The organism is Hyphococcus sp. (assembly GCF_965228385.1).
Taxonomy (GTDB): Bacteria; Pseudomonadota; Alphaproteobacteria; order Caulobacterales; family Parvularculaceae; genus Hyphococcus.
Genome location: NZ_OZ245810.1, coordinates 2,182,582 through 2,208,529 on the forward strand (window position 1 = coordinate 2,182,582; position 25,948 = coordinate 2,208,529).

Genomic DNA, 25,948 nt, shown 5'->3' on the forward strand with positions numbered 1-25,948 from the left:
GTCATTCCGCTTCAACAACACCTGTTAGCCAAATGCCCTCGCGGCGCGGGTCGGCGCCCCCTTCATACGTTCCGTCCGGATTGACTTTGAGCGCATGAACGCCGCTGTTTAAACCTCTCACCTGAACTTGATGGCCTTTCGCCTTAAGACCTTCAATAATCTGAGACTCAAACCCGTCTTCTTCAAGCAGGGGTTCGCCCCGCGGATATACAGCATTGGGATACTCTATCGCTTCTTGTGGATTCATATTCCAGTCGATCATCGCGATCAGGGTTTTTACGACATAGCCAATAATCGCCGGGCCGCCAGGAGAACCAACCGCCGACCAAAGAGCGCCTTCATCATCGAATACAATCGCCGGTGTCATGGAACTGCGGGGCCGCTTACCAGGAGCAACCGCATTCGCCACTGGACGTCCATCTCGTTCAGGCAGGAACGAGAAATCAGTCAACTGATTATTCAAGATCATGCCTGCAGCCATTATATGACTGCCAAATGCAAACTCAACCGTGGTCGTCATGGACACCACGCGTCCGTCACCGTCTACGATGACGAAGTGGCTGGTTGAGGGCGGCTCGAGAGAAGCGTCAGCGCCGTATTTCTTCCATTCACCGACCGATCCCTCAATTTCATACGCTGACGGATCCCCCGGCTTAACTGTCTGCGCAGCCTTGGAGACATCTATCAGCCCCGCACGCGCCTGGATATAAGGGGGATTTAAAAGGCCGGCAATAACAGCTTGCGGCGACAGCCCTTCTTCTCCGGAAAGCATGTCGTTATCGGCCAGATATTGATTGCGGTCTGCATAAGCGAGACGGCTCGCCTCAAACAACAGATGTATCGCTTCAATCGAGCCGGCGCCGGCGCCGGTCATATCAAAATTCTCAAGCAAGGAGAGAATCTGCAACGCAGTCACGCCACCCGAACTGGGCGGCGCCATAGAGCAAATTTGATAGGTTCGATAATCGCTGCAAACAGGATCGCGTTTGACCGGTTCGTAACCGGCCAGGTCTTGAAGCGTCATACCGCCCGGATTTGGGGCATTGTTCACCGCTTCAACAATCGCCTGGGCAATCGGGCCTTCATAGAACGCGCGAGCGCCTTCATCAGCGATCATTTTCACGCTTTGCGCATAAACTGGATTTTTCAGTACGTGCCCTACCGGGTGTGGCGCGCCGTCGTCGCTGTAGAAATACGCCGCCGCTGCAGGGAGTTGTTTCAACCTCGGAATACGCGTCAGCAATCCATTGAGTCTCGGAGAGACTTCAAAGCCTTCTTCCGCCAATCTAACAGCGGGACTAAGCGTTTCGCGCCACGGTAACTTTCCATGCTCGTTATGAGCGAGTTCCAGCATGCGCACGGCGCCGGGCACGCCCACTGAAAGACCGCCGGCTACTGCATCGTAAAAATTCATGGGCTCGCCCGCCGCCGTCAAAAACCGGTCGGGCGTTGCGGAAGCTGGCGCTACTTCGCGACCGTCATATGTTACAAGATTGGAAGTCTCGGGATCAAAATGCAGCATAAACGCCCCGCCCCCGAAACCCGATGATTGTGGCTCAACCAACCCCAGAACAGCCTGTGTGGCGATCGCCGCATCTACCGCTGACCCGCCGCTCTTAAGGATTTCGGCGCCTGCCTCCGCAGCATACGGATTTGCCGCTGCGATAAACCAACTTTTGACTTCATGCTCTTCAACTTCACCTGCGGCGCTTGAGTCGGCAGGCGTTATTTCTTCAGGCGCAGGTTGAGATGCATCTTCACGCCCGCACGACGACGTCAACGAAGCCAGTACTACGATCCAAATAATATGCCTTGTACGACCAACCATAGCCTTTTTATCCTCGCGCCTGATTTTTCAAAGCTTACATACGCGAGCCTGCCAATCATTTCGACCCCCCCCCGTCGCACTCTTTGCTAAACGGGAACGCAAGATGCATTAACTATGTAGGGATACCAGCCCAGCGCTTTTGATCGTCTGCCGTAATAACGAATCGAACAATCATTTAACTCGCTCACCATAGCGCCGGCGATTTCCGCCGGGTCATAAGGTTCGAACCTCGTGATCCAGTATTTTACATCGAGGATAACGTTATCTCGAAGACGATAATACGTAGTGTTGTCGCCGCCGTCGCACCCGCTGATGTCGCGGCAACCCATAACTTGGTAAAGTCGCCCCTCAGTATCGATAAGTTCAGCACGTCCCAGAAATAGCCGGTCTTCTTTCATAGTCACCAGCATGCCGGCGTCATAAACCGTACGCGAGAGTAACGGAATACCGTTGCGTATTATGATGACTGGCGCTGTGATGGTGATAAATGCCAAAAGAAATGTTACAATGATTGCGCGATTACGTGACAGGGCAACCGCGCCCGTTTCGTCACGAGCATACGCAAAACTGCTGTAACTCCAGCGATAAAACTGCCAGACGCGGTCAGTTATCGGATTGAATAAACGCGTAAACGGACGCGCCCAGACATTCCAGAGTGTGTCAAAAAAGCCAAGAGCTTTTGCCAGCAAACGACCGCCTGGGAAATCGCTCTTCTTGCTGGTAATGTCGTTTTGTCTCGCTGATTTTTCGCCGCCTGCTTTTGTCTGCTGCGCTTTTTTTAATGCGTCCCGGGCAGCTTTCAGGGATTGATCCCGACCGCTGTTCATTCAGCCGCCTGCGCAACTTCCGCAGCATCGTTTCCGGTCGCCGCGCTAAACTGCCAGGAAAAACTGTCACTCACAGGGTCAAACGCCGCTTTGATAACGCCGCCGTTCGCTTCGCCGGAATGCGAGAGCACAATTTTTGCCGCCTGGTTAATAAGATTATTCTGGACAAATTTCTGCACTTGCCGGGCGCCTTCTTCAGGACGATACTTTCTTTCAACTATTTCTGCGATATCCGCGTCGGGAAGAGCGATCTTAATCGCTTTCTTCTGTCGATTGAGATTATCGTTTTTCTTACCGATCATCCTTTTCACGATACGTTCAATATCTGCAGGATTAAGCGCTTTGAAAAGGAGAAAAGCGTCAACTCGATTGATCAACTCCTGTGGAAAAATCTTGCGGATTTCGCTCTTAATGTCTTCGCTTGAATTCTCGGACGTACGATTATGATCAAAACTCAAATGCGCCGCCAGATTCGTTGTCATAATAAACAGTGTGTTCTTGAAATCGACTGTTCCGAGCTCATCACTCAATCGTCCTTTATCCAACAGTTGCAGTAAAATTTTAAATACGTCCGGGTGCGCCTTTTCGATTTCATCGAGTAATATCACCTGGTAGGGTCGCCTTCGCACGCTATTGGTCAGCATACCGCCTTCACCATAACCGGCATAACCCGGCGGAGCGCCAATTAATCTTGCGACAGTGTGTTTTTCCATAAATTCCGACATGTCGAAAACGGTAAGCGCATCGCCATCATCGAATAAATCTTCCGCAAGGCACTCAGCAGAATATGTCTTACCGACACCGGAGGAGCCGACGGCAATGAACGAGCCGATCGGCGCTTCGGGATTATTCAACCCTGCCTTGGCCGTTAACACAGCGTCGGCGATTGTCGATATGGCGTCATCTTGACCGAAAATTTTTTCTTTCAACCGGTTTTCTAAGCCTAGCGCTCGCGTCGCCTCATCAGCATTGAGATCTTTTGTCGGAATACCGGACATTTCACTGAATATATAGCGCACATCCGCGACACTCAGTTCCAGTTCTTCATTATGTTCACTGCGAACGGCGCGCGCTTTCTCGTCTGCTTGTTCGAGAAGGCGGACTGTCTCGCGAAGATATTTTTCAATTTCCCTTATCTCTACCGTTTTATGCGCCGCAAGATCACGCTCAGCGGGTTCTCGGCCATGCGATTTTGCGAACGACGAGCGCAATTCTTCTACTTCTTTTGCGAGCTCGAGATGTAATTCCTCCAGACCGCGTTCATGCCGTCGTTTTTCAAGGTACGCTTGGCCGAGAGCCCGCGTACGCGCTTCCCAGACCGTAGTAATTTCATCGATTTTTACCTGTATCGCGCTGATTTGAGCCACATCGCTTTTGTCAGTCGCCGCCAGTTCCGCTTCCAGCGCATCCAGCTCCAAAGGACGCGCTTGACGGCGAGAGACAAACTGGCTTGCAACCCGGTCACGAATCCGAAGCGCACGCGCTGGTTGTTGACGCATGTAAATTGACAAATTTGGATATTGGAGCGTTAAATTCACAATCTCGCGGTTTGCATCGTCACTTATACGCAAATTATCAAAATGCCGCTCAATCGAAGAATTACTTCGCGCCATGATTTCACTGATATCATCTTTCCCAGGCGGAGCTTTTTGCAATACGCTAAAGAGTTCGGCAATATCGGAATGGCAGTTTAAGATAGCACCGAGTTTATTTTTGCCGGGTTCATCCCGCACCATCAATATACAGTGAAAAGAACGTTTTTTTAGTTCTCGGACCAGTATAGAAATCAACCCGTGACATTGGTTGTCCTCAATACCTTTTAGGAGATCATTGCCGTCCTCAACGACAAGAACATGATCACCAGGCTTGTCTAGTTCGGCAAAAACCTGCTTGATGCTGTGTTCAATTTTTTGCGGATCATTGCTGTCGAAGAGCGTATTGGTGTCAAGCAGCAAGAATCGCCTGTCGATCATATGCAGGGGCAGCCGTTTTTCGTTTGCCTCTAGCGTACCTTCTATTGTCTTCTTTTTTTTCTGGATTATGCCATAAAGGTTGGCGGTTTTTCCGACACCCGACCGGCCGACATAGAGCAAATTAGAGTATTGGTTTTGGCCAAGAATGCTCGAAATTTTCTCAATATCGCCTTCGCCCACGAAGTTGAAGTCGGGCTCGATGAGCGAGACGTAGTCTTCAAGGTCGAATAGCAGCTTATTTTCCATTTCACGATCGCCCAAAATTTTTGGCTTCCTGCAAAAAAGCAGGATTACTCATCTTCCGGCGCATATAGCTTCTTGTTGACTGTTGCTTCTACGGCAAGTGCTTCTTCGTTAGCGCGCGCAAGATTTTCTGACTGTGCGATGAGCTTATCAATCAAAGCTTTTCGCTCTTCTGCTATTTCAAGTACGACATCGTTTTTCACATCAATTGAATCAGCCATTTCCTTTAGCGCGGCGTTCAGATCTCTTATGGATGCATTTTTGGCCATACGCCCCATGAGCGCGCGTTCCATTTCTTTGGCGAGTTCGCTTAAAGCGGCTTCCGATTCTTTTGTATATTGTCCTTTGGTGATGACAGACTGAACAAAAGTCGCAAGCCCTTCCACGCGCATCAACGTATTGTTGCCACTGACAGCGGCGCTGCCGACGGCAAGCATTTGCTGCTCAATAGCGTCCGCCAGACCTTCTTCCATCTGATCCTTGAAGTTCGTCAGGCTGGATTCAATTTTGCCTAGTTCGCCAGATACTGCGGCAGTAGATTGAATTGTTTTATCGATCGCAGAAACATGCTGATTGAGGGCTCTTTTCTTTTTTTCCCGCGTTAGCGCGTCTAGGCCGCTCGCCTGGCTTTCACCGTCATAAGCACGCAGCATTTGCGCATTGCCCTCTTGCGCGTTCCGCTGCGCGTCAAGCATAATGGCGACATTTTCTTTTGTATTGTGCGTGAGGGTATGCACGCCAATTACGCGCTGCAGAAGAGCTTCCAATTGGTCGCGAACGCCGTTCAGAGTTTCTTCAGTATTATCGATATAGCTGAGCGTGATATCGGAAAGCGCTTTGACCCTTTCGATGAATTCTTCATTGCCGATATCGAGAATTTCCAGAATCTTTTCGTTGATGCGCCATGCATCCGTATCGACGAACGCCTGATAATCACTTGTCCTTTCTTCGAGACTGGATAGGGCATGGGCCAATGTTGTCTGCTTCTTTTCGATTGATGTTTCTTTTTCTGTCACGGACTCACGACGGCGGGTCAGCAGCTTCTTTTTCTCGCCTTTAAAAAACAAGAGCGGGTCTTTTTCATCGGCCTCAATGGCGCGCGCCAGCGTCGCTACTTCTGCGGTGAGACCGGCAATGTCGCCATTCAATTGTTCAACGGCGCCCGTCGCTTCATTAAGCGCTTTTTCAAGTGCGTTCTTCTCAACTTCCTTGTCGCGCGCTGCGAGCATGGCGTCGATCAACCCCTGAGGTCCGCCTTTTTCATCAATCAATTTGTCGATCAGTTCCAGCTTCGCTTTTAAGTCTGCACGATCGCCAACAAGTGTATGATATTCTTCAAATACGTCTTTTATGCCGGTGCGCAAATGCGAAAGTGGATTGTCGCGAACAAGTTCGATACTTTCCTTGTTGTGGCGGGTAAAGTCGGCAAGGAGTGCGGCGACAATAGCGCGGTTTTCGTTAAGACGCTGAACATTTCCATCAATGTCTTCATCGTTGAATGTCAATAATGCTGTCAGCTTTTCGATCTTTTGTTGTGGATCAAGCGTTGCATCCGTCAGTATTTTGAATGCTTCAGTATCTTCGATTTCCGCTTTCGTGCTTTGCTTGCCCTCATAAGCTCTGCTGATCCGATTTTTTGTACGACGTTCAGACTTTACGGATGTTTCGTCCTGTGTCTGGCGCAAACGGGCGCGTACGGCTTCAAATCGATTGCTGATGTTCTCATCTGACGCCATCACAAGGCCCCCTATTCCAATTTGCTTCAGATTCCATTTTAGCCGTTTCGACAATGGAGTCGGTTTGCTCACGGCAAGATGATGCATGCTGCGACGCTAAGGGCAAGCGGACTTACGCGCCGCATTGATGCAAACTATCCTTTTATTGGAGTCCGCCCCGTTATGAAGAGATATATTCTACTCTCCTTTCCCTTGATGAAATATGTTATTTAAGATCGCTGTTTTCAAGAGTATCTTCAAAATAGCCGTCGCCCGCCTTGTCGAATCACATCGATTACTTCAGCTCGCCAGGGTAGTAATACATATTTAGAATAAACATTGTGGTTATCGTAATCTATATTTAGTTTCGGTCAGCTTTATTCGACCAGAGGAACCAGCATGACGTTTCTAACGGCTTCCCTCCCCTATAAGGAATTACCGCTTATAATGCATTCATGCACAGGTGGGGATAAGCACGAAACAATGCCGAAGACAGGCCGATTTACAATCTTAATAGACACATCTCGGGTTTTACCGGCAATCAAGCTGAGCTGAGTAAGACACAATTTCCATGATACTTATCGCGTCCAACAGCCTATTCCGCCGTGTCCCGGTAATATAAGCAAAATGGCGCACCCGTGAGGATTCGAACCTCAGACCCCCAGATTCGTAGTCTGGTGCTCTATCCAGCTGAGCTACGGGTGCGTATCCGCCGCCAAAAGACCGCGAGCGGCGGGTTTAACCTCATGCGTGAGGAAATTGCAAGCGGCAATACCGCATCCCTGCAAATTCTTCATTTTCAATAAGATACGCTGGCCGGACACTTTTACCAGCGACACTGGAATCGCCGTGTGCAGTTTAACGGCCGTAAATATCAAAACTGCGCACGCGATATAGCATTGCGCCTAGCTGTACTTAAGTTGCAGCTCACCCAGAGAGCCAAAATTCGGAACCGGCCCCCGCTTCAATATACTCTGCACCCAGCAGTGCTGTGACACGTTCCAAAGATCTAAACATTGACGACTGTTCCCGTGCGGCGTCTAGCGCCTCATTTCCACGCACCATAAACGTAACAAGGACGCGCCTTCCGTCCACAATGTCTTTACGCGTTTTATAATCGTTTTGGCTTCGTGGCGATCAAACAGTGCGGTAACGATCGCCTGTTTCAGGGGCGCGTTAAATGCAATTTCAATTGGCGTTACCTGTAGCCGACTGTAGATGAACAGGAGTTTATGAGGCGTCAAATCGGACGCGCGCGCAATGCTTCTAGAATTGAATTCAATGGCGCGCAATATCTGACAAAACGCGACAAGTGCAGCTTCTGGGCGATCGTTCATATTTAGCTGACAGTTTCAGTTAATACACCAAAAATTTTAGTATCAAATATTGCACTCAACGCCTCACGAAACAGCGAAAATATCTTTTGCCGAATAAAAAACAATCCGGCTTTTTTCAGTCGCCGAATGGAACTAAGGTCGATTTTTCCTGTTAATATGGCAGAATTAAACCATTATACGGGGGGCAAGATTGAAAGCATCTGCCTGTTGGTTGACATTTTCTTTTGATTATCTAAGTACTTTTGGCAGCTAAAACAATCGAAGAATGACCGAATCTAAAAACGCGCCTCGCGCCGCTAACGACGCAGTGCGCGGCACAGCGCAAATAACATTCCGTACGCCGACTTCAGAAGACGGCGTACGTGTCTGGAATCTGATCGCGGCGTGCCCGCCGCTTGATCAAAATTCTATGTACTGCAATTTACTGCAATGCTCTCATTTTGCAGATACATGCGTACTAGCTGAGCGAAGCGAAAAAGTTGTTGGATGGATCTCCGCATACCGGCCGCCTGCCGATCACGAATCAATATTTGTCTGGCAGGTCGCCGTATCAGAAGAGGCTAGAGGCGAAGGCCTTGGCAAAAGAATGCTTAACCGCCTCCTCACCTTGGAGGCTGTTGCAGGGGTCAAAACCCTGAAAACGACAATCACAAAGGATAACACGGCGTCGTGGCGGTTATTTTCGTCATTTGCCCAATCTCAATCGGCGCCAATTTGCGATGAACCTTTTTTCGAGAAAGGCCGTCACTTTAACGGCCATCACGACACTGAGCACATGGTGACGATTGGTCCCTTCTAATACGGAATGATCATTGATGAGCAACGATGAATTCACACAAACAAGGCAGGAAAAGACAATGGCCTTTGATGAAACCAAGACTGATAGAACAATTTTCGAACGTCGCGAATCAGACGTACGGAGCTACGCACGCAATTTCCCCGTGAAATTCGTGTCGTCTAACGGCTCGACTGTGAGAGGTGAAAACGGCGAAGAATATATAGATTTTCTCGCTGGGTGTTCGTCGCTAAATTATGGACACAACAATCCTGTCATGAAAAAAGCGTTGATCGATTATATTGAACGCGACGGCGTAACCCACAGTCTCGATATGGAAACGGATGCAAAAGAAGCATTTCTTTTGGAGTTCGAACAAACCATCCTGAAGCCGCGCAATCTTGACTATGTCGTACAGTTTCCAGGACCAACCGGTGCGAATGCCGTGGAGGCGGCGTTGAAACTCGCGCGCAAAATTACGGGCCGACAAAATGTGATCGCCTTCACCAATGGATTTCATGGCGTTACGCTTGGCGCCTTGTCCTGCACTGGCAACGGACACCACCGGGGCGGGGCCGGCGTTCCACTCGGTAACGTTACGCATATGCCGTATGATAACTATTTTGGCGATGGTGCGGACACTGCGGCGCAACTTGATCGCACACTTTCCGACCCGTCGAGCGGCGTAGACGCTCCCGCCGCAATTATTGTCGAAACAGTTCAGGGCGAAGGCGGCCTAAACGTCGCGAGTTATAGCTGGTTGAAAAAAATTCAGTCTATCGCCCGTAAATACGGCGCGCTTTTTATTGTGGATGATATCCAGGCCGGCATAGGGCGTACAGGTACATTTTTCAGCTTCGAGCCAGCCGAATTGAAGCCTGATGTTGTGACGCTTGCGAAGTCCATATCTGGTTTCGGCCTGCCTTTGGCGCTGACGCTCATTAAGCGTGATCTTGATGTCTGGAAGCCAGGTGAACACAACGGCACATTCCGCGGCAATTGTCATGCATTTGTAACTGCTCAAGCGGCGCTGGAAACATACTGGCGTGATGACAAATTCGAAAAACAAATTTTGCAGAAAGCAAAAATCCTTGAAGAGCGGTTGACGATTATAAAAGACAAACATGATTCACTGATTGTTGGCCTTAAAGGTCGCGGCATGATGCTCGGATTAAATACAAAATCCGGGGAAATTGCTTCGAAAATTGTCAAAGAGTCCTTCGCACACGGCCTTATTATTGAAACGAGCGGGGGCGACGATGAAATCGTCAAATGTCTAACGCCTCTGACCATCAGTAGCGAGCAACTCGACAAAGGTTTGAATATATTAAGCGATGCAGTAGACACCGTCGCCAAAGAATACAGCCAGGAAGCTGCGTAAGAAGGGTTCTCATGATTGTAAGAGATTACGACACTGCGAAAAACACTGACCGACGTGTTAATTCAGATGGATGGAGTAGCGTGCGTTTACTTCTGAAAGATGACGGTATGGGGTTTTCGTTTCATATTACGACTATACACAAAGGCGCCGAGCTGAAAATGCATTATCAGAATCATCTGGAATCTGTGTACTGTGTATCGGGAAAAGGCAGCATAGAGGATTTGGATGAAGGAAAAACGCACGAGATAAATCCAGGTGTAATGTATGCTCTGGATAAACATGACCGCCATATTCTTCGCGCAACAGAAGAAATGACAATGGCGTGCGTTTTCTCACCGCCGGTAACTGGAAAAGAAGTACATAACGAAGATGGGGCGTATCCCCTCGTTGAAGAAACTGTTTGATCAGTTTTATTTTTCACATGGCGGCGTTTTTTTCCGGCGCCGCTGCGTCTGCAAGCAACACACATAGCGAGTATATTTTTATTCTGCGGGCGAATGTGTCATTGTCCCGTTGTAATAAGGGAAGAGAAACTGGAGGCCTTTTGAAAAAGCGCTTCTTGAAAGGTCAGATAGCTTAATGTCCGGCAAACAACCTCATACTGTTGAAAAAATTGGCGGCACGTCTATTGCCGATACGCAAGCGGTGCTCGACAACATTTTTTTGTTCAAACGTAACGAAAGAAACCTCTACAATCGAATTTTCGTCGTTTCTGCCTACTCCGGCTTAACTGATCTATTGATCGAAAACAAAAAAACTGGCGAGCCGGGGGTGTTTGCGCATTTTGCGAGTGCTGAGTCTGACTGGACCTGGGGCGACGCACTGACGGCGGTTGGACAGAAAATGCGCAAGATAAATGCTGATATGTTCAAGGACCGGTCTGATTTGACTGCTGCGGACAATTTTGTCCTGGAGCGCATTGAAGGCGTTCGCAGTTGTTTGCTGGACATACAACGGCTTTGCTCTTTCGGGCATTTTCGTGTTGACGATCATCTCTCTACCGTTCGTGAAATGCTGTCGGCGCTTGGTGAGGCGCAAAGCGCGCATAATACTGCGCTGTTGTTGCGCAAACACGGCGTGAACGCTATTTTCGTTGACCTGACCGGCTGGCGCGCTGACGAAGCGCCAACTCTTGACGAACGGCTGTTGAATGCGCTGAGTGAAATTAATCTTGATAAAGAGTTGCCCATCCTCACTGGTTACGCACATTGCCGCAACGGGATGATGCACGATTACGGTCGCGGCTATACGGAAGCTACTTTCTCACGTGTCGCTGTGCTTACAAATGCTGCCGAAGCGATCATTCACAAGGAATTTCATTTATCAAGCGCTGATCCAAAACTTGTCGGTGAGAAAAATGTACGTAAAATTGGGAAAACCAATTACGATGTCGCCGATCAATTATCGAATATGGGAATGGAAGCAATTCATCCCAAAGCGGCGAAAGGATTGCGTCAGGCGGGCATTCCGTTACGAGTAAAAAATACATTTGACCCATCCGATACCGGCACGGTGATAAGCGGCGACTACATATCTGACGAACCAGGCGCTGAGATTATTACCGGCCGGAAAAATGTACTTGCCCTAGAGTTTTTTGAACAAGACATGGTGGGCGTGAAAGGGTATGATGCGGCGATTCTAGCGGCGCTAGCGCGACACCGGGTCGCTATCGTTTCGAAGTCATCCAACGCGAACACCATTACCCATTATCTTTACGGTTCTCTCAAAGCCGCCAGGCGTGTAAGCGCAGATTTGGAAGAGAAATTTCCTTCAGCCTCAATCGCCGTGCGGAAAGTCGCTATCCTGTCTGTTATTGGTAGCGATTTGGACAGGTCTGGCCTTACTGCGGCGGCGGTTTCCGCACTCAGTGATGAAGGCGTAGAATTGTTAGGCATGCAGCAGCCGATGCGGCATGTGGATATTCAATTTGTCATTGATGAAAGCGATTACGATAAGGGAGTTGTCGCTCTGCACCATGCGCTCGTGGAAACAGCTCCAAAAAATAAGCAGCGAAATGCGGCGTGATCGTCATTGCAGTTCCGGGCGCGCTTGAAACAGCCGTCAAATGCCCACACAATCAGATGAATGGAGGTTTCCATGCAACTGACAAAAATTCAGATTAAAACTGTTGAGAAAAAAACCGATCTCACGGCAGTCTCGCAGGATAACGCCGCGATAGATAAATTGCAGAACGCATTCGGCAATCACACCTACTTCATGAATGAAGATGGTTTGTTTATTTTCATGCGCGCAAAAAAAAGCGATACGACAGCACATCTTCTCGCTTTTGCTATGTGGGATGAAGATGACGACAACAAACTATTACAGCTCGCCGAACCTATGAATGCGGGAATCGCGCTTGATCTTGAAAATACACAAATTCAGGACAACCGCGAGGCGGCGAGAACTATACATTAAACCGGAAATTACATCCTTACGTCGTCAATGCGCGAATTGCGCGCATTGATACGAAATCACAACGCTCTACTGAGCAGATAAGGAAACACCGATGATCGTCGCCAGTTTTCTCGGGTTTCTTGTTCTCTTCCTTGGAGTCGGACTAGCTTCCGCGTTTCGCGCAAAAAAATCCCGAACGGACTACTACCTCGCCGGGAGCGAGGTTCCTCCTTGGCTGGCGGCGCTTTCGGCGGTGGCGACAAATAACTCCGGCTACATGTTCATCGGCGTCATAGGCTACACATACGCGACGGGCCTCGCGGCGTTCTGGCTTATGTGCGGCTGGATTCTCGGCGATTTTATCGCCTCCTTGTTTGTCCACAGAAAATTGCGCGAAGCCACAGAGCGCACGCATGAGGCTTCTTTCGCCGCCGTCCTCGCCAGATGGAACGAAGGACAGACGTTCGCAATCTGGCGGCGTATCGCGGCGATCATCATGGTTGTGTTTCTTGGCGCATACGCCGCCGCGCAGATTAGCGCCGGCGGCAAGGCGCTGCAGGGCGTTCTCGACTGGAATCCTAAAACGGGCGCCGTTGTCGTTGCCGCCATGATCCTAGCATATAGCGCAGCTGGCGGCATTCGCGCATCGATTTGGACTGACGCCATTCAGTCCATTGTCATGTTAGCTGCAATGTCATTGCTGTTTGCTGTTGGCGTAATAGGGCTCGGCGGCGTTAGCGGCGCTATTGAACAGATGAGCGCCGTTCCTGAATTTCTTGACTGGTTTCCCTCAGACCTCGTGTTTCCGGGAGCGCTCGGCATGGCGCTTTTTGTCGTCGGCTGGATGTTCGCCGGTTTGTCTGTCATCGGGCAGCCGCACGTAATGGTGCGTTTCATGTCGCTTGATAATCCCAACAACATGACGCGAACGCGCATGTGGTATTATGGTTACTTTACGCTATTTTATGCTCTGGCCACCGGCGTCGGTATGCTGTCGCGCATATACCTTCCTGAACTCGGCAACCTCGACCCTGAGCTTGCTTTACCTACTATGGCGCGCGAGCTTCTCCCGGATGTTTTTATCGGCATGATTCTCGCGGGTATTTTTGCGGCGACTATGTCTACGGCCGACTCATTGGTGCTAAGCTGCTCGGCCGCCGTGACGCACGATCTGTTGCCAGAAAGGCAGGAGAAAACCTGGAAGCTGAAGATGGCGACCGCGCTGGTGACGCTGCTGGCGCTACTTATAGCTGTCAGCGAAACACGCAGCGTCTTCAGCCTGGTAATCCTCGCCTGGTCGACGCTGGCCTCGGCCTTCGCGCCGCTTCTGATTATTTACGCCCTGCGCCGGCGCATACCAGAAACCAGCGCCATTCTCGCGCTGGCTGTGGGCGTTCTTGTGGCGTTCATCTGGCGTTATCTCGGCCTGCACAACGATGTCTATGAAGGCATGCCCGGCATTCTGGCGGGCCTTGCCATCGCCTGGGCGATGTCCAAACCAAATCAATCGACGAATTAATGGTGCCAGGGGCGGAATGGGAAACTAAACCCATCTAATTGATTTAATTATTATTTCTCAATTCAAAAAACATTGATACCCCCAATCATACCCCCAGCTAATCCCGATACAGCTCGGCCTGCATGCCGATAAACGCACTCTTGATCGCCGCAAGGTCACCAAGGCGCGATTTGGCGTCGCTCAGGCTGCCGTATTTTACCGTGAGCAGCGTGCCGAGACTATCCAGTCCAAGCTCATCAACGCCGCCGCGCTCGTAAGCCTTCAAGACGCTTTCGAGGAAGTCGCGCATTTCCGCCTCGTGCGAAGGCAGTGCGGCGGCGCGGGCGCCATCGGCGCGTTCTGACCGCACCTTGGGCGCCAGCGTGAACCGCACATAGGCGAGAACATCGAACAGGTCGCTGTCCTGTGCGTCGATCAAGCGGCGAATATCCGTCAGTTCGCCCGTGCCGAAGCCTTTGTCCTGTAACTGCGCCAAAAACCGAGCGCGCGTTTCGGGATTGCTCCAGGTTTTGCGCAACGCATCTTCATCAACAACGAGAGACGATAGCCCGCCAAACAGATGATCGATGAATTGTTGCGCACTGACGAGCTGGCCACTTAACCAATAGGACGTTGACGCCATGTATTGAATCTGCCGCGCCTTGCCATCCGCCAGCTTCACGACAACCTTCTTGGGCTGCTCGTTTTCAAACTCCCGATCCTTGTCGCCCAACTCCTCCGGTTCTTTCAACGGCGCATCAGGCCGGGGCGTCGGCGCCACCGGCTCCAGTGGTTCGCCATCCCATTCCGGATCGTTGAAATGCTCATAGGCTTTGACGAAGTCATAGATCGTGAAGAAGTCCTTGCCGTCGAAGGTACGCGTGCCGCGCCCGACGATCTGTTTGAATTCAATCATCGACTTGATCGGACGCATCAAGACAATGTTGCGGATATTGCGCGCATCAACGCCGGTGGAAAGCTTTTGAGAAGTGGTCAGGATCGTCGGAATGGTCTTGTCATTATCCTGAAAGGTCCGCAGCCATTCCTCGCCCCGGTCGCCATCTTCGGCGGTCACGCGATGGCAGTAATTCGGGTCCGCCGATCCCTTGATCTGGTTGATATAGTTGCGCACGCGCGCCGCATGATCCTGATTGGCGCAGAAGACCAGCGTCTTCTGCCGCTGGTTGATCTGACCCATGAATTCGACGACGCGGCTTTTCTCGCGCTCTTCGATCTCGATTTGGGTGTTGAAATCCGCCTCGCGATAGATGCGGTCGGTTTCCAGCTCTCCGCTGATCACTTCATCATCGGGCGAGTATACATATTCGTCGATGGTGCTGGCCATCTGGCGAACCTTGAACGGCGTCAGGAAACCGTCTTCGATACCTTCTTTTAATTTGTAGGTGTAAACCGGCTCGCCGAAATAGGCGTAGGTGTCAGCGTTATGAACGCGCTTCGGCGTGGCGGTGAGCCCGAGCTGCACGGCAGGCGAGAAATATTCGAGGATTTGCCGCCAGGTGCTTTCGTCCTTGGCGCCGCCGCGATGGCATTCGTCGATGATGATGAAATCGAAAAAGTCATTCTCATATTCTTCAAACCGGAATTCATCTTCACCGGTCATGAAGGTCTGGAAGATCGTAAAGAAAATGCTGGCGTTGCGCGGCACGCCGCCTTTCTTCTTGATCTCGCCGGGATTGATGCGGGCGAGCGCGTCGGCGGGAAAGGCGGAGAAGGAATTATACGCCTGATCGGCGAGGATGTTGCGGTCGGCGAGGAATAAAATGCGCGGGCGGCGCGTCGGTTCGCCGGAGAGGTTCCAGCGCGCGCCGAACAGCTTCCACGCAATCTGAAAGGCGATACCGGTTTTGCCGGTGCCGGTGGCCAGCGTCAGGAGAATGCGCCGGTCGCCTTTCGCGATGGCTTCGAGCACGGCGGTGATGGCGCGATGCTGGTAATAGCGCGGCTGCCACTTGCCGCCGCCATCCTCGAACGGCACGGCGCCGAAGCGGTCGCGCCAGTCATTATCCTCGCGGAAAGTTCGCGCCCATAAGTCGTCAGGAGACGGAAAAGGCTGAATGTCGCCTTCGGCGCCCGTTTCCATGTCGATTTCGTACCATTTGGCGCCGTTGGTGGAATAGGCGAAACGCGCGCCGAGGCGCTCGGCGTAATCCTTCGCCTGGGTGACCCCCTCGGTGTAACCGGCGCTCACTTTCTTGGCTTCGAGCGCCGCAAGTTTATGGCCGCGATAAAAAAGAACGTAATCGCAGGGCAGGCCCGCCGCCCGCTTGCCGCCGATCTGGATGCGCCCCGGACAGATCAATTCCCGGCGGACGCGCGAGCCCTCGACAACGCCCCAACCGGCGCGTTTGAGCGCGGGGTCGATGCGGTCGGCGCGGGTCTCCGCCTCTGTTTCATCGGCAGTCATGCAAGCAGGCTAAATCAGGTCAGCTCACCCGCAAAGGCTTTTTGCAATAGAGATTGCTTAACCTGCTCTAAATCGAGCAATGTTTGCTGATAATGATCTGACAGGCGCTTCGTTTCATTAACAATGTTTGCCGAATTTGCCACAAACTCAGCTCGGATTTCGTACTCAGGGAACGAAATCGGTATCTTATTCAAGCTGGCTTGATTTAATTTTGGCTGCGCCATTCCACTGACATAGGGCTTTAGCGATATTGAATTGAGATATAGCCGAACAAACTCTTGGGTTTCCAGATCATCAAACCGCAAGACATGCGCATGATTGTTCACCCAAGATTTTCCGGAAATCGAAAATGCAATAGGGTAACTTCTTGCAAGCAAGTTAGCGCCATCCTCTGAGACGAGTAACAGACCTTCATCGAAGATATAATCCGCCACATGATCAACCACACCCGACGCGCCGTAATATGGCACGTCTCCAGGTACCCGGTCTTTCTTGGTTATAGGGACGCGCTTTCTGTCCAAATTTTCCGAAATCTCACTCAATGATTTTGTTGGCCATAATTCGCTTCCCCGCTCAAGAAAGGCTGCAATGTAGCCATCACATAAGTCCCGCGCATTTTGAAGATTGGCTTCTGCATTCGCGCGGGCGTGGGCGAGCCCCTCGAACGCCTCATCCAGCACCGCCACAATCCGCTTTTGCTCTTCGAGCGGGGGGAGCGGGATTTCGACTGCCTTCAAATTAGTAGCAGAAAGCTCTTTGAATGTTGTGCCGCTTCCCAGCTCGTTTAGGTATTCCCGATTGGCGCTAAGAAAATAATACAAGAACAAATAATCAAGCTCAGGGTTTGGCACCAAACCTCGGCACCCCTGATTGAATGCCATTGGGACAGTATTGATCGCAAGGTGCCCAATTGGCGCCCGCGTTGAAAGAATAACCGATTGCTCTGGAACAAGTTTTGCCGAAGAATTATTCAGTCCTTTATCTGAAATCTTTCGCGGCGTTTCAGCCACTTCGCGTACAGTCTGTTGCCCCATGTCTTTTGGTGTCAACCAATGCACGTTTCCGCCCCAATATTCTTTAACTTTTGATTTTGGGGTTCCACCATTTACGATTTTCACCACTTCACCGAGCGGCTTGACCTCCCATCCCTTTTTCACAGCATCCCCCGGATGCTCGCCAAAATCTCCGCGGTTTCCGCATCGCGCGCCAGCAGTTCGTCGATGATCTCTTCCGGCGAACGCAACGGCGCTTCTTCCGGCGCGTTGGGGTTGTTGACGGAGAGGTCATAGGTCTCGCCACCGACATCGGCGACCTTGATGCTCCAGCTTTTTTCTGTTTGTTTTGACGTTCCCTGCAGCGCGACGAATTCTTTCATGTCATCGTCGTTCAGCGGGTTGGTCTTGCCCATGTTTCGGCCCGGATCGAGCTGGTAATACCAGATCTTGCGCGTCGGGGCGCCTTTTTCAAAAAACAGCACCACGGTTTTCACGCCCGCGCCTTGAAACGTGCCGCCCGGCATATCGAGGATAGTGTGGAGCGTGCAGCTTTCCAATAACTCGCGGCGCAGCGCAATTGATGCGTTGTCCGTATTGCTCAGCACCGTGTTCTTGATGACCACGGCGGCGCGCCCGCCGGCCTTCAACTTGCGGATGAAATGCTGCAAGAACAAATAGGCCGTCTCGCCTGATTTGATCGGAAAGTTTTGCTGCACTTCCTTGCGCTCGCCGCCGCCGAAGGGCGGGTTAGCCAGCACAATGTCGTGACGGTCTTTCTCCTGAATATCCATCACATTTTCATTGAGGGAATTGGTGTGGAGGATGTTCGGCGTTTCAATCCCGTGCAGCACCATGTTCATAATGCCGATGACATAGGCGAGAGATTTTTTCTCCTGCCCGTAAAACGTCTTCTTTTGCAGCGTTTCATAATCTTTGGCGCTGATGTCGTCTTTGCGCATATAGGCGTAGGCCTCGCACAGGAAACCGGCCGACCCCACCGCGCCGTCATAGATCGTCTCGCCGATTTTCGGATCGATCACTTTGATCATCGCGCGGATGAGCGGGCGCGGCGTGTAATATTCGCCGCCATTGCGCCCTGCATTGCCCATGCGCTTTATGCGGCTTTCATAGAGATCGGAAAGCTCATGTTTCTCGGCCTGCGTGCCGAACCGCAGCGCATCGATCTGATCGATCACATCGCGCAACACATAGCCGGAGCGAAACTTATTGATGATCTCAGTAAATATCTCGCCGATCTTGTACTCGGTGGAGTCCGGGCCTTCGGTCGTTTCCTTGAACTTCGCGAGGTACGGAAAGAGCTTTCCATTGACGAAGGCGATCAGATCATCGCCGGTCATGGCGTCCTTGTCGATGACACCACCTACTATCGGCGCCGCCCATGTGCGCCAGCGAAACCCCTCCTCGATGATCGGCGTGTAGGGCTTGCTCTCAAGTTCGGCCTTGTCGGCGCGCGTGCCTTCCAGGTCATCGAGATATTTGAGAAACAGCAGCCAGGATGTCTGCTCGGCGTAGTCAAGTTCCGACGCCACCCCCTGCTCCGTCCGGAGCGCGCGGTCGATATTGTTGAAGACGTTTTCGAACATGGATTCCCCGATTAGCCCGCTATGCCTGTCCCCGATAAATGCGGCGAACTTCTCAAAGAGGCAAGAGTCAGGCGGCTTCTCCCAGGCTCTTGATGATTTCCCCCTGTCTGTGACGGCTGACAGAGCCGTAACTTGTGAAGGTGGTCAGCACTTGCTCATGGCCCAAATTTTGGGACCATGCTTTGAACTCTTCCGGCGTATTGCAGGTACGCTCGCCGAGCTGCACCAGCGTCTTGCGGAATGAGTGCGGCCCGAATCGCGGAAGTCCAGCGGCCTCGAACGCATCGCCAATGATCTTGCGGATCGGCGCCGCGGTGGACCAGTGGGCGCGCTTCAACCCCTGCGGCTCAAATCGGCGGCTAGGGCCGAAGCCCACCGCTGTTTGCGGAAACAGGGGATCGTCCGGCCCGAATAGAGGCTCCTCACGCAGATGCGCGACCCATTGCTCGAAACACTCGCGGAATTCAGCGGCTACCGGGAAAAACCATGTGTAAATGGTCTTTGAAGCCTTTGTTTTGACCTCGCGCGCATCCTGAATGACTTCGCCTTCGATCAGGTCGATATGCTTCAGTTTCAGGGATGCCGCTGCGCCGTCGCGAACGCCCGTCAGCACAAGAAATGCAAAAAGCGCTTTGTCTCTTTGCTCAATTTCACCGCCTTCAGGCATGTTTCGAAATGCGTGGAGCGCCTGCTCCATCGATGGAAAGGGCTTTTCGCGGTGGGCGTGAGCGACAGCCTCATCCTTAGCGGGCAGGTTGAAATATTCGCAGTCCGATTTTCCAATCCGGCTCTTGTAGCCCTGTTGCCACGCCAGCCATTTGAAAAACGCCTTCACGGTGCGCAATGTCGCGCTGATTGTCGCCTTGCTGAGCGGCTTACCGGTTTCGGGATGCTTCGCCTTCCCCAGCGACTTTTTGAACGCCACCGCCTGATCGATATGAAAAGCCTTGAAGGATTTGTAGCCAGTTGATGTTTCAAACCGAACCAGCGCCGCTTCGACCTTGACTATCGACGGCTCGCTCAAGCCTTCCGCTTCACGCAGGAACTCAAAATAACCGCGCTTGATCCGTTCATTTTCTTCGCAGAATTTTCTCATGTTCAATCATACTCCCGTGTTTGAGTCTTTCAGGCGGCTTCACCGGGTTCCTCTAGGCTCGTCTCTTTCGCCTGACGCTGCACGGCGAGATTGGGCGCCACGAGTGAAATCTTTTCCTCACGCGTGAAGCGGTTGCAGATATTTTCACATTCCGGGCATAGCCCGATCAGACGACCGCCACCGGCGCCGTCAGGGATGAAATCAGCCATTAGTCCAGCGGGACTTTTGCCCGCCTTACAACAGAGGCAATAAAGTTCGTCGGGCTCCAGCGGCTTCTTTTTCCGGATCGACTGCGCTGTCAGAAACGCCTGTACATGCGCGCCGATATAAAGGTGCGGGATGGATGAATTCAGACAAGTAAGGCCTTTGTCGACCCAACTGCGAATTGTCTGGGGATGCGCGTCCAAAAGCTCGGCGAGTTCTTCAGCAGTATAATTTCGGTGCTTTTTTATGGCGCGCGCATTGTAACGCTTCGCCACTATGAAGCTCCGTTCTCGTAAAGCGCGCGGATGTCCTCGGCGCGCCAGACCGTCGTACGCGGGCCAAGCTTTTGCGGCTGCGGAAAGCGACCCTCTTTGACGCCCGCCCACCAGGACGATTTCGAAACGGGGATTGGCCCAACTGGCGCGAGGATTTGATTAAGCCGGACAAATCCGGTTTGGGGAAATTTGAATTCATCGGACACTATTCTTCTCCGTCTTGCTAAAAACGAAGACGGCCTAAAATGTCCCGAATGGCTTGAGTGGGAATTCCGAAAAACCCTGTGTGAATTCCGAAATAGCTATCGGAATTCCGATAACAATTATGCTTTGGGCAGTAATTCCGCCCCTTCACGCAACCATTTCCGTATTGTGCCGTTATCTAGGGGAACACCCACTGTGCGCAAATCCGTTTCAATATTGGCGGTCGCGTGGGTGCGTGAAGACTCGGGAACGTATCCATACTGTTCCACAGCCATGCCGATGATGAGTTTGAGCAGGCTGTCACGCTCCTTCGGTTTCAAGTCTTGCACATCAGCTAGTGATGTTACTGTAGTTTCCACCGGCGCTTCCGGTTCATTCTCATCTTCGGCTTTGTTTAACGGCGCCACGCCGCGCAACCATTTCGGGCCGTCATATGAAAAGCGAGGAACTCCGGCATCGTCATGGCTCCATATTCCCTCATATCCCCAAATGGGCAGCGACCCACACATCGCCTCAATCGCTTCGTCAATGAATTTATCGACTTCGAAATGTTTAAGCTTGGCCCACGCAAGAAATTCAGTTGGACTGACTTTCTCATTCGTAAACTGGTCCGATCTTTGAAGGATTTCATAAAGATGCAGCCAATCGCCGAGCTTCCCGCTCGACGGTAGCGCGCAGTATCTTTCCAGTGCTATATCCAGTTCGGTCTGTTGCAACAGCCCACCGAGTCCGGCGTTCAGCGTGGGCGGGGATAGTTTTTCATTAAAATGCGAATCGCGTCGTGTATAGTATTCCGGCGATAGACCAAGTATCAGCAACATTGCTTCCCAAAGACGCCAATAATCATGCCGTGCCCAGTGCAGAGCTGATTTGTGGTTTAAAAACTGATTATCAGTGTCCTGAAGCCAGGGTGAAGGCGTTGGCTGAGACGCGTCATTATTAAGAAAATCGGCGAAGGCATTCGTTGTCGGCATGGTCGCAAGTCCGCTTTGTTGCGCACGACCGCCTCCCCCTCGTTCCGGATCTGTGACCGAAACGCTTCGCCCCCAGTCATGCAGTTACGGACAGCATAATATGGTATCGGGCGATTCGGCGAATCGGATCGCCGGGGCCGCGCGTGCACGCGTTCAGCGTCTGGTTAAACTGTAACCCGTTCAGGAAATTGACGCTCGAAACCTGCCCGTTCGGGTGGTATGCCGCGCCCATGGCGGGGGTTCCGGTCAGCGCCAGCAGCACAAGAAATAAGGCCCTTATGCGCCGGATGATAACGCCATTGGCCCTATGGCGCGACAGCGCATCCGCAACGCCCTTCGGGCGGTGCGCCCACCCAAAATCATGCAACCATCAAAGGGGGATTTGCAGGAGGGCGATTGACCGCCGGAAGGAAACGCCAGACCCCCGCCGGGGCGATCAGGAAGCCGTCAGCGCGGCGCCGCCATGACGCAAAACGGCGCCACAGCCCGAAGCCGTGGCGCCGCATAAATCGATGTGCAGACAAGGCGTTACAACGCACCAGGCGTCAGCCCTTTAATCTTGCTTTTCCCGTATCACACCTAATTGTCGTCGCGAGTATCCAATGATTTCGCTATGGGCGAATTTCTAAGCGCACCAAACAAGGCAACCAGCAACCCAGCAACTGCGGACATTCCAAAAACCACCCACCAATTAATCTGCCTTACGACAAGCGCTGCTTTAGATGGCAAATCTGGTTCGCTCTTCACATCAACACCAATAAATTGCGCTATAAACAGCATGATCGAACCCACTAAAAAAACGCCGAAGAATAATTTCAGCATGGCTGGTAGTACCGGTTTCTTCATATTTCGCTCTGCTCGTTTCAATTAATATTCCTTGTCATCGAGGTCTGGCTTCGCATTAAAAGCGTCCGCTGCTTGATCCATCAAGCCACCCACATCAATATTTTGCACTGCAGAGATGGCTCCATCAGCTAATTGAATCCCAGCCGCTGTTAAAGATTCTCCAGCGACACCAAGGGCAACATCATCGATAACGGTACTGGTCAGTTGACCTGCTTGCGCGCCAGCTGGCACAGTTATCCCGCCGATAACTGTTGCAGCAGCAGTTTTTAATGCTGTCTTGCCTGGGTTTTCGGCAGCAGCGCCACTCTCAATATCGCTTGCGAGCGTAACTGCACCAGTCGCGGCACCACCACCAACGGCCAGAGCCCCAAGATTACCAGTGGATGCTACCAGAGCACCTGTCGCGGCGCCGCCAGCTGCAGCAATTCCAAGTTGATTCAAGCTAAAATTATCGAAACCCTCATTAGTGATCACCTGCTGTGTCGCATTCACACCCCCTGCGATTGCTCCGCCAATCGCACCACCTAGGATGGCTCTTCCAGCGGGAGTAGCAAAGAAAGCAAAAGCAAATTCCCCAGTCGGATCCGTCATATTGACCGGATCATTGTGGACATACGCGTAGAGATTCAACTGATCCCGATAATCAATCGGGTCCGTTGAGTAAAACCTCCCGATGACCGGGTCGTAATAGCGGGCCTGCATGTAGGTGAGGCCCGTGGCCGCGTCCTCCACATGGCCGGTGAAGCCTGTGTTATTGTCGTTGGCGCCGGCCGCGTAGTTCAGCGTCTCGCCGAAGGGGTGATAGGCCTCCCGCCAGAGGAAGGCGCCGCCCGCATCCGTCGCCGCCACGGGCGAGCCCAGATGATCGCCGTACGTATAGATGGCTGTGGACCCATTTTCGATGCGCACCTGCGCCGGCCCGATCCCGGCGTAGTCCGTCGTTTTTAAATCCGTCGCTTCGTCCTTGAAGATCAGCCCGCCGGTGACGGCGGAGTAAACGAAGTAGGTCGTCTTTCCGCCCGCGACGGATTTCACGCGCTTTTTGTTCCCGTCATAGGCGTAGGCGGCATTGACGCCGGAACCGCTACGAGACGGGGCGCAACGAGCCCTCTATCGAGGCGCTGCGGAAGATCGCGCTGGCGCTTCACATTAGCGCCGACGCCCTGATCTTCGATGAAGGGGAACGCGAGCCGCCCGACGACTTTAAAGTGTTCTTCGAGGCCGTCGCCGAGTTCGACGATAAGGACAAAGCTTCCGCCAAGGAACTCCTGCAAGCCCTCATCATCAAGGCCTCAGCCAAAAAATGGGCCGTCAATGCGTGAGACGGGACAGGACGGCTAATTGAGATACCCGTTCTGTTCCGCGCACGTTAATCGGCTCGCTTAAATGCGCTCAATCGATACTATCAAAAAAACCGCACCTTTTTTCGAAGGTCTTTCCACGTCCCGTCATATTCGAATGAAGATGCGATTTTCGTATAAAAAATAACGCCTGCAACCGTGGCTAATCCGGCAGCTATAGCAACCGCCGCCACGATCCCTATCGTAGTTGCAACGTACTCAAAACTTCTGAAGGGCGTCTCAGAACTAAACTCCAGCACCGGAACCAACACGGCAAAAAGTAAAGCCACTTTGATAAGGGTAGTAAAAAAAACATAAGCAAGGTGCTTTTGTCTGATTGTTTTCATCAATGGACTTTCATCTTTCTAGATCGGGAATGCGCAAACACGCTTAGTATTTATCTTTTTCGAGAGGGCTATCGCGATACCTATCTCTTTCGATATTTCTACGGCTGTCCTCTCTTTGCTCGTTTCGTCTTTTGCTGCCTTCAATCATACCATCGACTGTTTTTCCGACGGCTTCCCCGGCAACGATACTGGTTGCAACACCGGCACCCGGAACTGGAACGGCACCTGCAATGGCTCCGGTAACGCCAGCCTGAAGCGCTTCTTTCGCACTCACTTCTTCAGGAACAACAGGGTCGTTTTCATTTTCCAATTCCTGATTGACCAAGCTTACGGTAAATGAAGCGACGCCGTTATTTACAGCTCCAGTAGTTACAGCCGCAGCAACTCCAGCCCCAGACCCAATAACAGCACCAGTAACCGCCCCGGCTGTCGCACCGCCAGCAGCAGCAACGCCAACTTGCTTTAGGTTTACTACTTTGCCGTACTTTGCTCTCTGCCTTAACGCTTCTGAACCTGCGGCGACAAGTCCGCCCACTACAGTGCCGGTAATCGCCCCGGCAAGAGCGCCTGCGATTCCGAACTCGCCGGTTGGATCAGTGCATCCTACGGGGTCGTTGTGGCAGTAGCTGTAGAGGTTCAGTTGGTCCTGATAATCAATCGGATCGGTTGAATAGAACCTCCCGATGACCGGGTCGAAATAGCGGGCCTGCATGTAGGTGAGGCCCGTGGCCGCGTCCTCCACATGGCCGGTGAAGCCTGTGTTATTGTCGTTGGCGCCGGCGGCGTAGTTCATCGCCTCGCCGAAGGGGTGATAGAACTCCCGCCACAACACCGAGCCGGACCCATCCGTCGAGGCCACGGGCGAGCCCAGATGATCCTTGTGCGTGTAGGTGACCGTCGATCCGTTTTTAATGCGTACGCCGGCGGGGCCGATCCCCGCATAGTCGAACGTCTCGCTGTCCGTCACATTGTCGGAAAAAATAAGCCCGCCCGTCAGCGCCGAATAGACGTGATAGACCGTCTTTCCGTTGACGACGGATTTCACGCGCTTTTTGTTCCCGTCATAGGCGTAGGCGGCATTGACGCCGCCGCCGGTCATCGACACCGGCTGGTCGGCGGCGTCGTAAGTTATCGCATAGCGCCCGTCATTCGTCACATTGCCCCGGGCGTCATGAGCGAATTCGCGGAAGGGAGCGCCCGTGTCCGTCACGTCATCGACGCGGTTCGCGGCGTTGTAATCGATATCGACCACGCGCGGGCCCACCGTCCGCTTGCGGATGTTATTGAGGGCGTCGTATTTATAGCTCGCCGTCGCCTGCGCCCCCGAGACGCCCCACGGCCCCGTGGCGGTCAGGAGCCGCCCGGCGCCGTCATAGTCGAAGGTCCGGTTCTCGCCCGTATTCACATGGTCGGTGATCGCGTAGATCTTGTAGCGGTCGTCATAGGCGTAGTTCAGCCGCACAACATCGCCCGCCCCGCCGCCGCCGTGGCGCACAAGCTGCACCAGACCGCGCGCATTGAGGGTCTGTTCCAGTTCATGCCCGTTGCCGTATTCGAGGCCGGAGACCTGTTCGTTCGGGTGATAGCGCCCGCCAATGGCGGGGGTTCCGATCAGCAGAACGAAAAGAGAAAGCCAGAACCTCATGGGGGCGGAGAATAACAGA

Annotated in this window: 22 protein-coding genes and 1 tRNA gene; 6 read left to right on the plus strand and 17 right to left on the minus strand. The window is 52.3% G+C overall.

What is annotated here, in order from left to right:
• Position 1: 1 nt before the first annotated feature.
• The 5 genes from ggt to ACQK2Q_RS10315 form a co-directional block, all read right to left on the minus strand.
• On the minus strand, positions 2-1,828 hold the full coding sequence (ggt, locus tag ACQK2Q_RS10295; RefSeq protein ID WP_425409658.1) for a gamma-glutamyltransferase: 1,827 nt from the start codon (positions 1,826-1,828) through the stop codon (positions 2-4).
• 86 nt (positions 1,829-1,914) lie between these two features.
• Positions 1,915-2,655: a hypothetical protein gene (locus tag ACQK2Q_RS10300; protein ID WP_425409659.1), complete on the minus strand. Its 741-nt coding sequence runs from the start codon at positions 2,653-2,655 to the stop codon at positions 1,915-1,917.
• The gene (locus ACQK2Q_RS10305; RefSeq protein ID WP_425409660.1) at positions 2,652-4,889 is read right to left on the minus strand and encodes an AAA family ATPase; all 2,238 of its coding nucleotides are present in this window, start codon (positions 4,887-4,889) and stop codon (positions 2,652-2,654) included. The genes ACQK2Q_RS10300 and ACQK2Q_RS10305 overlap by 4 nt, the downstream gene beginning before the upstream one ends.
• Positions 4,890-4,918: 29 nt before the next feature.
• The gene (locus ACQK2Q_RS10310; protein ID WP_425409661.1) at positions 4,919-6,607 is read right to left on the minus strand and encodes a hypothetical protein; all 1,689 of its coding nucleotides are present in this window, start codon (positions 6,605-6,607) and stop codon (positions 4,919-4,921) included.
• A gap of 607 nt (positions 6,608-7,214) precedes the next feature.
• Positions 7,215-7,291 (minus strand) — tRNA-Arg (locus tag ACQK2Q_RS10315).
• 897 nt (positions 7,292-8,188) lie between these two features.
• Here ACQK2Q_RS10315 and ectA point away from each other — a divergent pair.
• The 6 genes from ectA (at position 8,189) to ACQK2Q_RS10345 (ending at position 13,995) form a co-directional block, all read left to right on the plus strand.
• A complete protein-coding gene (ectA, locus tag ACQK2Q_RS10320) occupies positions 8,189-8,722 on the plus strand; it encodes a diaminobutyrate acetyltransferase (protein WP_425409662.1) in 534 nt (177 codons plus the stop codon).
• A 58-nt stretch (positions 8,723-8,780) separates the two neighbouring features.
• The gene (gene ectB, locus ACQK2Q_RS10325; protein WP_425411144.1) at positions 8,781-10,079 is read left to right on the plus strand and encodes a diaminobutyrate--2-oxoglutarate transaminase; all 1,299 of its coding nucleotides are present in this window, start codon (positions 8,781-8,783) and stop codon (positions 10,077-10,079) included.
• 11 nt (positions 10,080-10,090) lie between these two features.
• On the plus strand, positions 10,091-10,483 hold the full coding sequence (locus tag ACQK2Q_RS10330) for an ectoine synthase (protein WP_425409663.1): 393 nt from the start codon (positions 10,091-10,093) through the stop codon (positions 10,481-10,483).
• 175 nt (positions 10,484-10,658) lie between these two features.
• Positions 10,659-12,104 (plus strand): aspartate kinase, encoded by a 1,446-nt coding sequence (locus ACQK2Q_RS10335; RefSeq protein ID WP_425409664.1) that lies wholly within the window; start codon positions 10,659-10,661, stop codon positions 12,102-12,104.
• Between the two features lie 72 nt (positions 12,105-12,176).
• On the plus strand, positions 12,177-12,497 hold the full coding sequence (locus ACQK2Q_RS10340; protein WP_425409665.1) for a hypothetical protein: 321 nt from the start codon (positions 12,177-12,179) through the stop codon (positions 12,495-12,497).
• 94 nt (positions 12,498-12,591) lie between these two features.
• Entirely contained in the window at positions 12,592-13,995 is a 1,404-nt protein-coding gene (locus ACQK2Q_RS10345; protein ID WP_425411145.1) for a sodium/proline symporter, read from the plus strand.
• 97 nt (positions 13,996-14,092) lie between these two features.
• On the opposite strand, the gene hsdR is transcribed toward ACQK2Q_RS10345, so the two are convergent.
• The 12 genes from hsdR to ACQK2Q_RS10405 all read right to left on the minus strand — a co-directional run bounded on the left by hsdR (position 14,093) and on the right by ACQK2Q_RS10405 (position 25,929).
• Positions 14,093-16,399, minus strand: coding sequence for an EcoAI/FtnUII family type I restriction enzme subunit R (hsdR, locus tag ACQK2Q_RS10350; protein WP_425409666.1), 2,307 nt, complete (start codon positions 16,397-16,399; stop codon positions 14,093-14,095).
• Between the two features lie 14 nt (positions 16,400-16,413).
• Entirely contained in the window at positions 16,414-17,556 is a 1,143-nt protein-coding gene (locus ACQK2Q_RS10355) for a restriction endonuclease subunit S (protein ID WP_425409667.1), read from the minus strand.
• Positions 17,553-18,998: a type I restriction-modification system subunit M gene (locus ACQK2Q_RS10360; RefSeq protein ID WP_425409668.1), complete on the minus strand. Its 1,446-nt coding sequence runs from the start codon at positions 18,996-18,998 to the stop codon at positions 17,553-17,555. The genes ACQK2Q_RS10355 and ACQK2Q_RS10360 overlap by 4 nt, the downstream gene beginning before the upstream one ends.
• A 67-nt stretch (positions 18,999-19,065) precedes the next feature.
• Complete coding sequence (locus ACQK2Q_RS10365) at positions 19,066-20,094, minus strand: tyrosine-type recombinase/integrase (RefSeq protein WP_425409669.1); 1,029 nt, start codon at positions 20,092-20,094, stop codon at positions 19,066-19,068.
• Positions 20,095-20,123: 29 nt separating this feature from the next.
• On the minus strand, positions 20,124-20,573 hold the full coding sequence (locus ACQK2Q_RS10370) for a helix-turn-helix domain-containing protein (protein WP_425409670.1): 450 nt from the start codon (positions 20,571-20,573) through the stop codon (positions 20,124-20,126).
• A complete protein-coding gene (locus ACQK2Q_RS10375) occupies positions 20,573-20,779 on the minus strand; it encodes a helix-turn-helix transcriptional regulator (RefSeq protein ID WP_425409671.1) in 207 nt (68 codons plus the stop codon). Before ACQK2Q_RS10375 ends, ACQK2Q_RS10370 begins: the two co-directional genes overlap by 1 nt.
• Before the next feature lie 117 nt (positions 20,780-20,896).
• Positions 20,897-21,751 (minus strand): hypothetical protein, encoded by an 855-nt coding sequence (locus tag ACQK2Q_RS10380; RefSeq protein ID WP_425409672.1) that lies wholly within the window; start codon positions 21,749-21,751, stop codon positions 20,897-20,899.
• A gap of 579 nt (positions 21,752-22,330) precedes the next feature.
• The gene (locus tag ACQK2Q_RS10385; protein ID WP_425409673.1) at positions 22,331-22,597 is read right to left on the minus strand and encodes a hypothetical protein; all 267 of its coding nucleotides are present in this window, start codon (positions 22,595-22,597) and stop codon (positions 22,331-22,333) included.
• A gap of 21 nt (positions 22,598-22,618) precedes the next feature.
• Positions 22,619-23,632, minus strand: coding sequence for an RHS repeat-associated core domain-containing protein (locus tag ACQK2Q_RS10390; RefSeq protein WP_425409674.1), 1,014 nt, complete (start codon positions 23,630-23,632; stop codon positions 22,619-22,621).
• Positions 23,629-23,871, minus strand: a complete 243-nt coding sequence (locus ACQK2Q_RS10395) for a hypothetical protein (protein ID WP_425409675.1) — start codon at positions 23,869-23,871, stop codon at positions 23,629-23,631. Before ACQK2Q_RS10395 ends, ACQK2Q_RS10390 begins: the two co-directional genes overlap by 4 nt.
• Before the next feature lie 131 nt (positions 23,872-24,002).
• Complete coding sequence (locus tag ACQK2Q_RS10400) at positions 24,003-24,284, minus strand: hypothetical protein (RefSeq protein WP_425409676.1); 282 nt, start codon at positions 24,282-24,284, stop codon at positions 24,003-24,005.
• 43 nt (positions 24,285-24,327) lie between these two features.
• Complete coding sequence (locus ACQK2Q_RS10405; RefSeq protein ID WP_425409677.1) at positions 24,328-25,929, minus strand: RHS repeat domain-containing protein; 1,602 nt, start codon at positions 25,927-25,929, stop codon at positions 24,328-24,330.
• Between the last annotated feature and the right edge of the window lie 19 nt (positions 25,930-25,948).

Excerpts from the sequence above, each read along its gene's own strand:
- ggt (WP_425409658.1), bottom strand. The coding sequence starts at position 1,828 with ATGGTTGGTCGTACAAGGCATATTATTTGGATCGTAGTACTGGCTTCG.
- ACQK2Q_RS10300 (WP_425409659.1), bottom strand. The coding sequence starts at position 2,655 with ATGAACAGCGGTCGGGATCAATCCCTGAAAGCTGCCCGGGACGCATTA.
- ACQK2Q_RS10310 (WP_425409661.1), bottom strand. The coding sequence starts at position 6,607 with ATGGCGTCAGATGAGAACATCAGCAATCGATTTGAAGCCGTACGCGCC.
- ectA (WP_425409662.1), top strand. The coding sequence starts at position 8,189 with ATGACCGAATCTAAAAACGCGCCTCGCGCCGCTAACGACGCAGTGCGC.
- ectB (WP_425411144.1), top strand. The coding sequence starts at position 8,781 with ATGGCCTTTGATGAAACCAAGACTGATAGAACAATTTTCGAACGTCGC.
- ACQK2Q_RS10330 (WP_425409663.1), top strand. The coding sequence starts at position 10,091 with ATGATTGTAAGAGATTACGACACTGCGAAAAACACTGACCGACGTGTT.
- ACQK2Q_RS10335 (WP_425409664.1), top strand. The coding sequence starts at position 10,659 with ATGTCCGGCAAACAACCTCATACTGTTGAAAAAATTGGCGGCACGTCT.
- ACQK2Q_RS10340 (WP_425409665.1), top strand. The coding sequence starts at position 12,177 with ATGCAACTGACAAAAATTCAGATTAAAACTGTTGAGAAAAAAACCGAT.
- hsdR (WP_425409666.1), bottom strand. The coding sequence starts at position 16,399 with ATGACTGCCGATGAAACAGAGGCGGAGACCCGCGCCGACCGCATCGAC.
- ACQK2Q_RS10360 (WP_425409668.1), bottom strand. The coding sequence starts at position 18,998 with ATGTTCGAAAACGTCTTCAACAATATCGACCGCGCGCTCCGGACGGAG.
- ACQK2Q_RS10365 (WP_425409669.1), bottom strand. The coding sequence starts at position 20,094 with ATGAGAAAATTCTGCGAAGAAAATGAACGGATCAAGCGCGGTTATTTT.
- ACQK2Q_RS10380 (WP_425409672.1), bottom strand. The coding sequence starts at position 21,751 with ATGCCGACAACGAATGCCTTCGCCGATTTTCTTAATAATGACGCGTCT.
- ACQK2Q_RS10385 (WP_425409673.1), bottom strand. The coding sequence starts at position 22,597 with ATGAAGAAACCGGTACTACCAGCCATGCTGAAATTATTCTTCGGCGTT.
- ACQK2Q_RS10400 (WP_425409676.1), bottom strand. The coding sequence starts at position 24,284 with ATGAAAACAATCAGACAAAAGCACCTTGCTTATGTTTTTTTTACTACC.
- ACQK2Q_RS10405 (WP_425409677.1), bottom strand. The coding sequence starts at position 25,929 with ATGAGGTTCTGGCTTTCTCTTTTCGTTCTGCTGATCGGAACCCCCGCC.